The 12,790-nt window shown below is 65.0% G+C and carries 13 protein-coding genes; 1 reads left to right on the top strand and 12 read right to left on the bottom strand.

Annotated elements, in window-relative coordinates; all coding sequences use genetic code 11:
- Nucleotides 1-20: 20 nt before the first annotated feature.
- From ACNQPB_RS07550 to ACNQPB_RS07510, 9 genes are all read right to left on the bottom strand, one after another.
- Entirely contained in the window at nt 21-920 is a 900-nt protein-coding gene (locus tag ACNQPB_RS07550; protein ID WP_498750726.1) for a carbohydrate ABC transporter permease, read from the bottom strand.
- 92 nt (nt 921-1,012) lie between these two features.
- Nucleotides 1,013-2,416, bottom strand: coding sequence for an N-acetylglucosamine/diacetylchitobiose ABC transporter substrate-binding protein (gene ngcE / locus ACNQPB_RS07545; protein ID WP_498750464.1), 1,404 nt, complete (start codon nt 2,414-2,416; stop codon nt 1,013-1,015).
- A gap of 231 nt (nt 2,417-2,647) precedes the next feature.
- On the bottom strand, nt 2,648-3,277 hold the full coding sequence (locus tag ACNQPB_RS07540; RefSeq protein ID WP_498750462.1) for a hypothetical protein: 630 nt from the start codon (nt 3,275-3,277) through the stop codon (nt 2,648-2,650).
- An 81-nt stretch (nt 3,278-3,358) separates the two neighbouring features.
- Nucleotides 3,359-3,760: an MmcQ/YjbR family DNA-binding protein gene (locus ACNQPB_RS07535; RefSeq protein ID WP_498750460.1), complete on the bottom strand. Its 402-nt coding sequence runs from the start codon at nt 3,758-3,760 to the stop codon at nt 3,359-3,361.
- Nucleotides 3,761-3,779: 19 nt separating this feature from the next.
- Nucleotides 3,780-4,205 (bottom strand): CoA-binding protein, encoded by a 426-nt coding sequence (locus ACNQPB_RS07530; RefSeq protein WP_498750458.1) that lies wholly within the window; start codon nt 4,203-4,205, stop codon nt 3,780-3,782.
- 9 nt (nt 4,206-4,214) lie between these two features.
- The gene (locus tag ACNQPB_RS07525) at nt 4,215-4,940 is read right to left on the bottom strand and encodes a hypothetical protein (RefSeq protein ID WP_498750457.1); all 726 of its coding nucleotides are present in this window, start codon (nt 4,938-4,940) and stop codon (nt 4,215-4,217) included.
- Nucleotides 4,937-5,491 carry an RNA polymerase sigma factor gene (locus ACNQPB_RS07520; RefSeq protein WP_498750456.1) on the bottom strand — a complete coding sequence of 185 codons (555 nt, stop codon included), beginning with the start codon at nt 5,489-5,491 and terminating at the stop codon, nt 4,937-4,939. The genes ACNQPB_RS07525 and ACNQPB_RS07520 overlap by 4 nt, the downstream gene beginning before the upstream one ends.
- A gap of 403 nt (nt 5,492-5,894) precedes the next feature.
- Entirely contained in the window at nt 5,895-6,593 is a 699-nt protein-coding gene (locus ACNQPB_RS07515; RefSeq protein ID WP_498750454.1) for an endonuclease domain-containing protein, read from the bottom strand.
- A 458-nt stretch (nt 6,594-7,051) separates the two neighbouring features.
- Nucleotides 7,052-8,341 carry an adenylosuccinate synthase gene (locus ACNQPB_RS07510; RefSeq protein WP_498750452.1) on the bottom strand — a complete coding sequence of 430 codons (1,290 nt, stop codon included), beginning with the start codon at nt 8,339-8,341 and terminating at the stop codon, nt 7,052-7,054.
- A gap of 368 nt (nt 8,342-8,709) precedes the next feature.
- Between ACNQPB_RS07510 and ACNQPB_RS07505 the strand changes: the two genes are divergently transcribed.
- Nucleotides 8,710-10,152 (top strand): purine-cytosine permease family protein, encoded by a 1,443-nt coding sequence (locus ACNQPB_RS07505; RefSeq protein ID WP_498750451.1) that lies wholly within the window; start codon nt 8,710-8,712, stop codon nt 10,150-10,152.
- A 12-nt stretch (nt 10,153-10,164) separates the two neighbouring features.
- On the opposite strand, the gene ACNQPB_RS07500 is transcribed toward ACNQPB_RS07505, so the two are convergent.
- The 3 genes from ACNQPB_RS07500 to ACNQPB_RS07490 all read right to left on the bottom strand — a co-directional run bounded on the left by ACNQPB_RS07500 (nt 10,165) and on the right by ACNQPB_RS07490 (nt 12,686).
- Nucleotides 10,165-10,500, bottom strand: a complete 336-nt coding sequence (locus ACNQPB_RS07500) for a hypothetical protein (RefSeq protein ID WP_498750449.1) — start codon at nt 10,498-10,500, stop codon at nt 10,165-10,167.
- A gap of 83 nt (nt 10,501-10,583) precedes the next feature.
- A complete protein-coding gene (locus tag ACNQPB_RS07495; protein WP_498750447.1) occupies nt 10,584-11,990 on the bottom strand; it encodes a GntP family permease in 1,407 nt (468 codons plus the stop codon).
- A 168-nt stretch (nt 11,991-12,158) separates the two neighbouring features.
- Nucleotides 12,159-12,686, bottom strand: a complete 528-nt coding sequence (locus tag ACNQPB_RS07490; RefSeq protein WP_498750445.1) for a gluconokinase — start codon at nt 12,684-12,686, stop codon at nt 12,159-12,161.
- Nucleotides 12,687-12,790 lie beyond the last annotated feature (104 nt).

The raw sequence follows: 12,790 nt of genomic DNA, 5'->3' as shown, positions 1-12,790 counted from the left end.
TGTCTTTTGTTTAAGAAGGGTCACAACCGGCCTCCCTCGGAACCGCCGGTCAGCTTATTCACCAGGAACACGAGGCCGGAGAAAATCAGGGTTGCAAGGGCAAGGACAACGCCCATGGCGGTCGCCATGCCGAACTGGCCGCGCTGGAAAGCCGTGAAGAACAGCTGCTGGGACATGACCAGCGTGGAGTTTTCGGGGCCGCCGGCGTTGGGGAACAACGAAGCCATGTAGACAAAGGCATCAAGGGCGAAGATGCCCAGGTAGACGTAGGCAGTCTGGACGTTGTCACGGATCATCGGGATGGTGAGGCTGACGGCCGTGCGGAAACGCCCTGCACCATCGATGCGGGCAGCCTCGAAGAGCTCGGACGGGATGCCTTTGATTGCGGCGATGAAGAGCACCATGTAGAAGCCCACGAAGCCCCAGATGATGACGAAAATGGAGCATGCCATGGCTGTGTTGGTGTTGCCCAGCCAGGCATAGCTCTTGAAATTCAGTCCAAGGGCGTTCAGGGCGCCGTTCAGCAAACCGCCGCTGGGGTCGTAGATCTGGCCCCACATGATGCCGATGGCGACGGCTGGAATGGTGTACGGGAAGAAGGAGACGACCCGGTAGAAACTGGAGTTCTTCAGGCCCTTGACCTGGCCCTTGCTGCTTCCGCCTACCGTCACCAGCGAGGCCAGGACCAGGCTGAGCCCGACGGTGACGATCGGCACGACGATCAACAGGATCACGTTGTTGCTGAGGGCCTTCAGGAAGAGGTCATCCGTGAAGATCCGCGCGTAGTTCTCCAGACCGACGAACTTGAAGTTGGGGCTGAAGCCGGACCAGTCGGTCAGGGAGTAGAAGAATGCCTGGACGAACGGCCAGATAACAAAGATCAAGTAGATCGCCAGCGGTATCCCGAGGAACACCGCCATGAAGGAAATCTTGTCAAACGTCAGGTTCTTGCGGCGGCTCTGGATGGCGGCCTTGCGGCCGCCTTCCAGAACCGCAGTTGGTGGAGGCAGGCTCACTTGATTTCAACCTTCTTGATGGAACTGTCGTTGCGGATCTTGTCCGACATCTTCTGCATGTCGTTAGCCAGGTTTGCCGCGTTCGACTTGCCGTCGAGGAAGGCATTCCAGACCACCAAGACGTCCTTGTTCATGCCGTACAGGTCGAGGAACTGCCAGTTGAAGACATTCTTGCCGGCCGCATCGAGCATTTTGGTCTGGGAGACAAGGGCGGTGGAGCCGAAGCCGTCCGCAGGAACGGTACCTTTGACGACGGTGGGAGCCAGCTTGGTCTTGGCGAAGTTGGCTGCCGCGTCCTTGGACAGCATGATGCGCAGGATTTCCTTGCCGCCGGCCTTGTTCTTGGCTTGGGACGGCACGATGAACGGCTCGCCGCCACCGGAGTGCAGGGCCTCGTAGCCCAGCTTCGGGCTACTGGACGGCGTGGGCACCGGAGCGCCCGTCATCTTGAAATCGGCCTTGGTCTGGTCCTTCATTTCGTTTTCGATCCACGAACCCGAGGGGTAGAGCAGGGCCTCCTGGCCGTTGCTCCACTGTGCCTGCGCCGCCGTGAAGGCGGTACCCGAGCCGCCCGGCTTGAAGTGGCCGGCCTTGACGTGCTTGTCCAGGGCTTCGAAGACCTTGGTGAGCGCGGGGTGCTTCCAGCTGTCTTCCTTGAGGTTCTCAAGGGCGACGCGGACTTCGTCCCCGCCTTCCTTGATCGCCGAGCTGAGCGCGAGCTCAAGGTAGTAGCTTGCGGCTTCCTTGCCCCAGAGGAAGAGGTACTTGCCCTTGGCCTTGGCCTTCTCACCGAGCGCGAAGGCTTCGTCCCAGGTCTTGGGAGGCGCCCAGCCATTGGCCTCGAAGAGTGAGGAGGAATACCAAACGCCGAAGAGGGTCAGCACGTAGTTGATGGCCACCAGCTTGCCGTTGAAGGTACCGGGAGCCAGCACACCTTCGTACAGGGTGTCCTTGATGGGGGTACCTTCAAGGTTCTTTGCATCCACCACCGGCTGCAGGTCTTCGAGCTGGTCCAGGATGGTGCTGATGCCGATGGACTGCGCACCGGAGTTGTCCACGAGGTCCGGGGGGTTGCCGCCGGCGAAGCGGGGCTGCAGTTCGGTGGAGATCGCCGTCGACGGGCTGATCTTGGCGGTGGAACCCTGGTGGTTCTTGTTGAAGATGTTGCCGGCGAAGTCGACGTAGTCGATTCCGTACCCGCCCTTGAAGATCACGGCGTCAATGGTGGAGTTATCCGGCACGCCGAACGGGTTGGCATCGGAGACCGTGCCGGTGGGACCGGTGCCGCCGCCGCCGCCCGACGCGCAGGAGGCCAGGGCTCCGCCCATCGGGGCCAGCACTGCGGTGGCAAGCGCACCGCGAAGGAAACCACGGCGTGCGAAGGACTGCTGAACGTTCATCCTAAAACCCTCCAGGGACTCGTAGGACCGATCCGGACGGCGCCCGTGCCTTGATTTTCGGATCGGCTGGAAGGCGCCAAAGCAGCGCCACCCTCGTGTGACATAATTCACCACTAGTGATCGGAAATCAATATTTCTGGCTAGTTTCAATCAACTTTTGTCAAAACGTGATCTAGCCACGAAGCGCCTCCGGGACCCCCGGGGAGGCTTCAAAATCAAAGAAACCGCAGCTCAGGACCGTCCGCTAAGCGACCTTTCGCACTCATCGATGGCTTCTCGTGCCCAACGCTGCTGCTGCGGAGTACCGACCCGTTCCGCCCATTGCTCAGCGAGCTGGAACTCGACCAGCGCTTCGGTGCGCCGGCCGTCGTCGTGCAGCGCCCAGCCGAGGTTGTTATGCAACGAAACCATCCAGCGCTTGGTGCGCGGATCGTCGACGGCGGAGGCGTACTCGAGCGCGCTGCGGGTCCATGATTCCTGGTGACCGGAGTCGGCGATCGCGAGCATGTGCAGCGCATCCACCGTGAGGAACTCTTCGCCGAGGTGGTCGCCGAGCTCCGCGGCCTGTTCGAGCAGCGGCACAGCCATGGCAGGATGCCCGGAGGAATTCAGCAGCCGCCCGCGCTCCAGCAGAACCCGGACCGCCAGAGTGGGTTCCTCCTGGGTGTCGATCGAGTCCAGCAGGGCATCGGCTTCTTCGTAGCGGCCCTGCAACCCGATGGCGCGCCCTAGCTGGGTGGCCAGTTCCAATCGCTCGAAATCGTCAAAGCGGGAGTCCTGCATGGCTTCCCGGAAGCGGGCCTCCGACAAAGCCGGATCTTCGAAGATCCACAACTCGTCGAGTGTTCTTTGCTCCAGCATCTGGCCGCTCCCGATTGCGTCGAAGGCATCGAATGGTGTTGCGCACTCTCAATCTATCCGACAGGCCCACGCCGCGGCAGATCACTTGCCGGCGAGACGCGCCCACCCGAGCTGCTCCTGCTGCTTCCTGCTGAGACCGGCCACCACGAGGTCGTAGGAGTCCTCCACCATGTCCCGGATCATGGTGTCCGGCAGGCTCCCGTCCAGCCGCACACCGTTCCAGTGGGTCTTGTTCATGTGCCAGGCACCGGTGATCTCAGGGTGCGCCGCGCGCAGTTGCGCGGCCAGCGATGGTTCGCATTTCAGGTTCACCGTCAGCGGCTCCGCGTCCAGCGCGGAGAGCGCGAACAACTTCGCACCCTGGGCCGCACCGCCGGATACAGCGGAACGGACTTTGAACACCGAGGTTTCCGGGCCGAAGGGGAAGTCCTCGAAGGCTCCCGGGAATTCCAGGCAGATCCGGCGGAGGGTGGCTGCATCCATGGTCCGAGCCTAGTGCAGGCTACAGACCGTAATGCCAGCCTTCGCGGGCGGGACAGGTATTGACCACCACGTCCAGTCCTGCAGCCTCCGCCCGTTCGACGGCGGCGTCGTCGTTGACCCCGAGCTGCAGCCATACCGCCTTGGCGCCGGCCGCGATCGCCTGGTCGATCACCGCACCCACACGGTTGGAGTTCACAAAGCAGTCCACGACGTCGACCGGTTGCCTTTCGGCGGGAATGTCCGCCAAGGTCTTGTAGCCGGTTTCGCCGTGGACGTCTTCGCCGCGCAGGTTCACCGGAATGATTTCCATGCCCATGCGGTCGCGGACATAGAGGGCAACGTCGTAAGCGGAGCGCCACTCATTGTTGCTCAGACCGACGATCGCCCAGCGTCCCTTGGTGCGCATGAGGCGTTCAACGACAGCCGGATCATTTAGGTGGGTCATGCCTCCAGCCTACGCCGGGCGCTGTTTGGCGGATTTCCAGCCTCGGCCGCCCGGCCGGTCTTCACCTCGGGCACCGGAAGCTTCCTTTTTCCCCGCGCGGGCCTTCCCTGCTTTGTCATGGGCCGCTTTGCCATGGGCCGCTTGCTCACGCGTTTTCTTACCGTCCGCGGCCTTCCCGGCCGGCGCCGCAGAAGAAGCCGCGGCGGGCACGGTGGCCGGGGGGATGGCTTCCGGCTGTGCGGCGGTCCGTGGAGGCTCCACCGCAGGAGGAATGGAAGGCGTGGGGACGAAAGTCACCGTCGGGGCGTCGGGACCCGGCGCAGCCGGGACGAGGGATGGCGGTGCAGAGTTCCACTGCGGCGCCCAAGCTGCGATCAGCCCTTCAACGAACTCCGGGGAGTTACCGCTGAGGCTGCCGGAGGCGGCAACGCCTCCAATCCCCAGGCCCATGGCGGTGACTACCGCACCGGCGACGACGGCGGGCCGCCACTTCCTGCGACGGCGCCTGGCGAGCTCGTCGTCGGGGTCCGTGCCGCCGTCGGGGGCCGAACCGCCGTCGGGGGCTGCGGACGGAGCGAGCAGAGCGGCAAGGTCGCCGCGGGGAGCCGGGGCGGGCAGCGCCGAGAGACCGGCGATGGATTCGAGGGCGGCCTTGAGCGGCGCATCACCGGGCAACCCGGCGTCGAGCATGAGCTCAGAGAGGAGGTCTTCACGATCCGTACTGGAACGCGTCATGGCGCCACATATTCCTTTACTGCCGAGTGTTCGCGGAGCGTGTTCAACGCCCTCCGCTGCAACTGCTTCACTGCACCTTGGCTTTTCCCCATGATTTCGGCAACTTGCTCGACCGTCAGGCCCGCAATGATCCGTAACGACAGGACTTCCCGCTGCTCTTCCGGGAGGAACCCGAGCAGTGCCAACACTTCCCCCGGAGCTACCCGGCCCATCGCTTCGGCTTCGGCCGACAGGACCTCCCTGGTATCCCGTTCGACTTCGAACTCCTGGTGCTCCGGGGACCTGCCCTGCCTGCGGTGGTCATCGACCATCCGGGCATGGGCCACGGAGAACACGAACGTTCGGAGACCTTTGACGCCGCCCGAAATGGTTTCAATCCGGGACAACACCGCAAGGAAAACGTCCTGCGTGACGGCCTCGGGATCATTCACGCCCTTGGCGCTGAGATAACCCAAAACTTGCCCCGCAAATGCCTGATACACGGCACTGAACAGCTCTGCGTCATTGCCCTGAAGGGCCTGCAACGCTTCGTCGGTCAGGGCGTCGGTCACGGTTCAGGTGCTTTCGGTGGGTGCAAGGTTCTCTGCCGTTGTCCGCGCTTGTCCCGTCGGACAGACTGTGGGCACTCACCCCAGCCTAACCGCCCCGCGTAAACAGCCCAAGACACACCTCCGGACCGGCCGGCATCCTGTTTGCAGGCAAAACGAAGGGCCGAGCTGGAACATGATGGGGGACAGATTCCAGCTCGGCCCGTTCACTGAAGTAATCGTCCCGGCCCCCCAAAGGGTTACGCGGATTCCAAAGTTTTTTCGGAGCGGATGTTTTCCCAGTTCAGGGGCTGTTTTGTAGGGGAGCGCTGGGGCTGGGGCACCGCTCGTTTGTCCCCTGCGCCGTTCATACTGCAGTTCCGGCGGGGTTGAAGCCGTGCAGCCCTCCTGATCTGCAGGATGAATCTCACGACGGCGGCCGCCATCCTCCCCGACGGAGTGCGGCTTCCACTTGGGGAACCACCCATTCGGCGCCCAGCTCCAGGTCCCTGGCGTAGATCTTCACCTGGTTCCAGCCGCAGTCGACCATGAAACTGTCCCGGCCTTTGTCGGCCACCTGCCGCAAGGGAGTGAGGTGATGGGCGCCCTCGTATTCGATGCATGTCCGGAATTCGGGACAAGCAAGATCCACCCATCTCGGAAACGCATGGTCGTCCGAGGACACGGGGTAGTCGACCCGGAAGGGTGGCAGGTGTTGCGCGGTCTGCAGCATCAAGCGCAGCCGGGTCTCCTGTGGGAAGTCCACGCCCACCCGCAAATACGGAAGCGCCTTTCGCGCTTTGACGAGGCCGGGAACCCGGCGCTTCCTGGAAATGTAGAGGTTCAGTCCTTCCAACGAAATCAATGGAGGGCCGGATCTGCCGAAGCCGCGGTCTTCGTGGGTGCACACCAGGAAATCTCCGGCAACTATGAGGTCATCCAGGCAGAGCACCGACGCGAGGTCCAGCCAGGTCCTCGCCGGTGACGTCACGGGAATGCCGTCCAACAGTGTTACTTCCTCCGGTTCGAAGGTCCGGCTGTGCCCCACGACGTGCTTGCGCCGCGGCCCGGTTTTCGAGGATGAGCTCAAATGCAGCCGGGCTTCTTCCTCCAGTTCCTTCGGCAACGGGGCTCCTAGCAGCCTGGCAGCGGTGCTGTCACTGGCGACAGCGCCGGTGGAAAGCAGCAAGTACGGCCTGACCCTTTCCGCGAGGCGCTGTGCCGTTCCGACGGGAACCCTGATTCCCCGGCTGGGCGTCCTTAGGTCCTTGGCTTTCAGCCGATTCTGCGTTTGTCCCGCTGCGAGCCCCTCGCTCAAGGTAAAGGAGCGCAACGCCAAAGTTTCAGGAAGGGGACTGGCCTTGCTCACAGAACGAGTCTCACGGATGCGGGCTCGGGCACTTGCGTTATCCACAGGCTGGCATGCCGTCGTGAGATTGATCCTGCAGATCAGGCGGGGTTGAAGCCGTACAGCCCGCCTGATCTGCAGGGTCAACGCGAGGCGCCACACAACAGCGGCGGGCCACCGCGGGGTTCCATCGAAACCCCGGGTGGCCCGCCGCCGTCGAACGTGGCTAAAAGCCCTTAGTCCTCGATCAGATCGTGCAGCACGATCGTCTGGTCGCGGTCCGGGCCGACGCCGATCGCGGAGAACCGGGTGCCGGAGAGCTTTTCGAGCGCCAGCACGTAGTTGCGGGCGTTCTCCGGGAGGTCCTCCAGGGTCTTGGCGGCAGTGATGTCTTCGGTCCAGCCGTCGAAGTACTCGAAGATCGGCACTGCGTGGTGGAACTCGGTCTGGGTCATGGGCATTTCGTCGTGGCGGACGCCGTCGACGTCGTAGGCGACGCAGACCGGGATCTGCTCAATGCCGGTGAGTACGTCCAGCTTGGTGACGAAGTAGTCCGTGAAGCCGTTCACGCGGGAAGCGTGGCGGGCCAGGACGGCGTCGTACCAGCCGCAGCGGCGCGGGCGGCCGGTGTTCACGCCGAACTCGCCGCCTGTCTTCTGCAGGTACATGCCCATCTCGTCGAAGAGTTCCGTGGGGAACGGGCCGGCGCCGACGCGCGTGGTGTACGCCTTGATGATGCCGATGGAGCGCGAGATGCGGGTGGGGCCGATGCCCGAACCGACGGACGCGCCGCCGGCGGTCGGGTTGGAGGAGGTCACGAAGGGGTAGGTGCCGTGGTCGACGTCCAGGAACGTGGCCTGGCCGCCCTCCATGAGCACCACCTTGCCTTCGTCCAGGGCGTTGTTCAGCTCCAGGGTGGAGTCGATGACCAGCGGGCGCAGGCGCTCGGCGAAGGAGAGGAAGTACTCCACGATTTCTTCGACGATCACGCTGCGCCGGTTGTAGACCTTGACCAGGAGTTCGTTCTTCTGGCGCAGGGAGCCTTCCACCTTCTGGCGCAGGATCGACTCGTCAAAGACATCCTGGACGCGGATGCCCAGGCGGGCCACCTTGTCCATGTAGGCCGGGCCGATGCCGCGGCCGGTGGTGCCGATGGCGCGGCTGCCCAGGAAGCGTTCGGTGACCTTGTCCAGGACCTGGTGGTACGGGGCCACCAAATGGGCGTTGGCGGAAACGCGCAGGCGGGAGGTGTCCGCGCCGCGGGCTTCGAGGCCGTCGATTTCCTGGAAGAGGGCCTCGAGGTTCACCACGCAGCCGTTGCCGATGATCGGAATGGCGTTGGGGCTCAGGATGCCGGCGGGAAGGAGCTTGAGCTCATACTTCTCGCCGCCGACGACGACGGTGTGCCCGGCGTTGTTGCCGCCGTTGGGCTTGACCACGTAGTCAACGCGGCCACCGAGCAGGTCGGTCGCTTTGCCTTTGCCTTCGTCGCCCCACTGGGCTCCGACGATCACGATAGCGGGCATGGGATCCTCCCCCATTCTTTCGGGCAAGCGGGTGGGAACCGCGCCTGGCGCCGTACATGAGAACGCCCCGAAGCCTGGCCCTGTCCACGATCTTCAACAAAGATTCATGGGCAGGAAGGGCAAGAGTTCCGGGGCTCTTACCAGCCAAGTTTAGCCGATCCGGCCCCTTTATACCGTGTCATGACCCCGCACCTGGAACCGGCGCCGGTGCCGGCCGCGGGCGGGGCGGACATGGCAGGTTCTTGGAGCCGTCCGGCGACACGCCGAAGATGTCTGGGACCCGAGACACCACGGCTCCGCATTCCATTGTTCCGGGGCCGCGATTGCTGTGACATGGAACATGCCCGTTCAGCATGAGGAGTAAGACCATGGCAGCAGCACCAAGCAGCGCCGTCGAGGCACGGTCGATCGAGATGATCCCGTCCCGCGAGCGCCACGGCCACCCGAAGTCCCAGTTCACCCTGTGGTTCGGCGCCAACGCCCAGATCACCGCGATCGTGGACGGCGCCCTCGCGGTGGTCTTCGGCGCCGACGCGTTCTGGGCCATCATCGGCCTGCTGGCGGGCAACGTGCTCGGCGGCATCGTCATGGCGCTGCACTCGGCGCAGGGCCCCAAGCTCGGCCTCCCGCAAATGATTTCCAGCCGTGCGCAGTTCGGCGTGTACGGCGCAGTCATCCCGCTGGTCCTGGTCATCCTGATGTACGTGGGCTTCGCATCCACCGGAACCGTGCTCTCCGGGCAGGCCATCAACCTGATCCTCGGCGTCAACGTTCCCGCCGTCGGGATCCTGATCTTCGGTGCCGCCACCGCCCTGCTGGCCATCCTGGGCTACAAATACATCCACGCCCTGGGCCGCATCGCCACCGTGCTGGGCCTGGCCGGATTCCTGTACCTGACCTTCGCGGTACTGACCAAGTACGACGTCGGCCAGATCATGTTGCTCAAGGGCTTCGAATGGCCCACCTTCCTGACCGCCATCGCGCTGGGCGCCGGCTGGCAGCTGACCTTCGGCCCCTACGTTGCGGACTACTCCCGGTACCTGCCCCAGGACACCAGCGAGCGCCGGACCTTCTGGTACACCTTCGCCGGTTCCGTGGGCGGCGCCCAGTGGGCCATGACCATCGGCGCCCTGGCCGGCGGCCTGTCCGCTGCGCACCTGGGCGGGGACTTCCTGAAGAACCAGGTGGGCTACATGGGCGACCTCGCCGGCGGCGGGCTGATCGCGGTCTTCATTTACCTGATGATCGTCTGCGGCAAGCTCACGGTGAACTGCCTGAACGCCTACGGTGCCTTCATGTGCTCGGTGACGATCGGCACCGCCATCAACCGCCGGGACACGGTTTCCCGCGCGGCCCGCATCGCCTTCATCCTGGTGGTCATCGGCGCGAGCGTGCTGATCGCCCTTTTCGCCAGCAAGGACTTCCTGAACGTCTTCAAGAACTTCGTGCTGATGCTGCTCATGGTGTTCACGCCGTGGTCCGTCATCAACCTCGTGGACTACTACAAGGTGTCCCGCGACCGCCTGGACATCCCTGCCCTCTACGACCCGAACGGCCGCTACGGGCGCTGGAACGCCGCGGCCCTGGTGTCGTACGGCATCGGCGTCGTCGTCCAGATCCCGTTCCTCGCCCAGGCCCTCTACACGGGCCCCGTCACGGAATTGCTGGGCGGCGCGGACATCTCCTGGATCGTCGGCATCGCGGTGACCATGCTGGTCTACTACCCCTGGGCCAAGGCCACCAACCGCGCCCCGCTGGAGACCATCTACCCCAGCGAGGACGCAGCAGCTGCCCGGGTGCCGGCGTCGTAATCGCCTAGAGCACTACTGGCGGGCGTTCGCGAGCGCGGCGTCCGCCAGTGCCGGCCATTCCCCCGCGGCCGAGATCGGAACCTCGACCCAGTCCTTGAACGGCCTGCCCATGCCCGAAGGATCGAAGAGCACGGCCCCGGGCAGCGCGAGCGCCCGTCCATGCTCCGGGGTGTCGCGGCCGAGCTTGAAGGCCACCGTGTCCCCGTTGAGGCAGGCGATCGCCTTCTTGTCCAGCAGCAGTGAACGGGCACCGAACATCCGGCCCGCCACCACCCCGGCGTCGAGCAGATCGGCGCCCAGGTTCTCGAAAGCGGCAACGGCGGCAGCGGACGACTCGCGTTTCTCCATGGCGGCATCATGCCCGACGGCGGGACATAAGCAAAGCGCGGCCGGCACCTTTGGTGCCGGCCGCTTTTCTCGTTCCAGACGCGTTATCCGGCGGCTCCGGCGACGGTGAACACCACCGCCGCGATGCCAAAGCCCACCACGCCGATCAGGGTTTCCATTACGGTCCAGGTTGCCAGGGTGGTCTTCACGTCCATGCCCATGAAGCGGCCGACCAGCCAGAATCCGGCGTCGTTGACGTGCGAGACCACCACCGAACCGGCGGCCACGGCCACTACGAGCGCGGCCAGCTGGAGGCCGTTGAGTCCCGCCTCGGCGACCGCCGGGGAGATGAGGCCCGCCGCCGTCGTCAGCGCAACGGTGGCAGAGCCCTGGGCGATGCGCAGCACGGCGGAAATGATGAAACCGGCCAGGATCACGGGGATGCCGGCACCGCCGAGCACGTCGGCGAGGGCCTTGCCGATGCCGGAGGTGCGCAGCACGGCCCCGAACATGCCGCCGGCGCCGGTGATGAGGATGACCGAGCAGACCGGGCCAAGGGAGGACTCAAGGAGCTTTTCGAGCACCGTGCCGTGGATGCCGCGGCGCATGCCCAGCACCAGGGCGGCGACGAATACCGAGATCAGCAGGGCCACGGGGGTGTCGCCGAGGGCGCGGAGGATCTGGAACCACTGCTGGTCCTTGACGGTGTCCGGCAGGAGGTGGGAGGTGGCCAGGGTGTTGAGGCCGGTGTTCATGAAGATCAGCACGAGCGGCAGCAGGAGGATGCCGACGACGGTGCGGAAGCGCGGCGGGTGGGCCTCGGCGTCGGCGGAGGCGTGGCCGAGGATTTCCGGTACCGGCAGCACGAGCTTGCGTCCGGTCCACAGGCCGTAGAGGTACGCGGCGAGGTACCAGGTGGGGATCGCGGCGATGAGGCCGACGAAAGTCACGAGGCCGACGTTTGCGTTGAGGATCGCGGAGGCTGATACCGGTCCCGGGTGGGGCGGCAGGAAGACGTGCATCACCGAGAACGCGCCGACGGCGGGCAGGCCGTAGCGCAGGACGCCGCCACCGAGACGGTGCGCCACAGCGAACACCACGGGCAGCATGACCACGAGACCGGCGTCGAAGAAGATCGGGAAACCGAAGATAAGTGAGGCAAGGCCAAGCGCGAAGGGCGCACGCTTCTCACCGAAGAGCTTGATGAGGTAGTCGGCCAGGACCTTGGCTCCGCCGGAGGTCTCGACAATGCGGCCGAGCATGGTGCCCAGGCCGACGAGCAGGGCAACGGTGCCCAGGGTGGTGCCGAAGCCGCCGACCAGGACGCCCACCACCTTGTCGGCGGGGATGCCGGTGGCGAAGGCCGTGGCAAGGCTGACAGTAATCAGCGCAAGCAGGGCGTGCATCTTGAAGCGGATGATCAGGACGAGCAGGACGGCGATGGCGGCAGCCGCGATAAGCAGCAGCGGCCCGGCGCCGAGGGTTTGGGTCCATCCTTCGATGGTGGTCATGGTGCCTCCTCAGGCAGGGTTCATCAGCCCGTGCCGGGGCGCGCCGGACTGCGCCGGTTGCGCCGGCGGGGCGTGCCGCGATGTGCGGGCTGCGGTTGTTGGGGGGAAGGGGTCTGCGGTCAGGCTGCGCTGTCGGTCAGGCGGCCTGCAGCGCAAGCGGCTTGCAGTTCAGGCGGCCTGCAGCGCAAGGACGTCGACGACGGCGCGCACCAGGGTGCCCGGGTCCTGTGCGATGTCCAGTCGGACGCTTCCTGCCGCGCATTCCTCGGCCGTGAGCGGCTCGAGGGTGGCGAGCTGGCTGGGCAGCAGGGTGGTGGGCATGAAGTGCCCTGCCCGGCCGCCCATGCGTTCGGCGAGAAGTTCCGGGCTGCCGTCGAGGTGGACGAAGACCACGCGGCCCTCGGCCTCGGAGAGCAGGCTGCGGTAGCCGCGTTTGAGGGCCGAGCAGGTCAGCACGGTGCTGTTGCCTGCCTTCGCCTTGGACGTCATCCAGTCGCGGATGCTGCCCAGCCAGGGCCAGCGGTCCTCATCCGTGAGCGGAACGCCGCCCTCCATTTTCGAAATGTTGGCCGACGGGTGGAAACGGTCGGCCTCGGCCATGTCCCAGCCAAGGGCCGACGCGAGTGCCTCGGCAATCGTGGACTTGCCTGCGCCGGCAACGCCCATGACGACCACGTGGATTGCAGATGACTCCATTGCCCTACCTCCGCAGGAAGACGTCGTTGGCTTCCGAAGAAGCTCGGGTGGCGCTGATGCGCCGCGTTCCAGAAAAAGATAGCACCATTGATAGTGCACTGGTA

Source organism: Curtobacterium sp. LFS079 (assembly GCF_047977865.1).
Lineage (GTDB): Bacteria > Actinomycetota > Actinomycetes > Actinomycetales > Micrococcaceae > Arthrobacter.
Note: the sequence above shows the minus strand (reverse complement) of the source record. Positions and strands in the feature narration are given on the sequence as shown.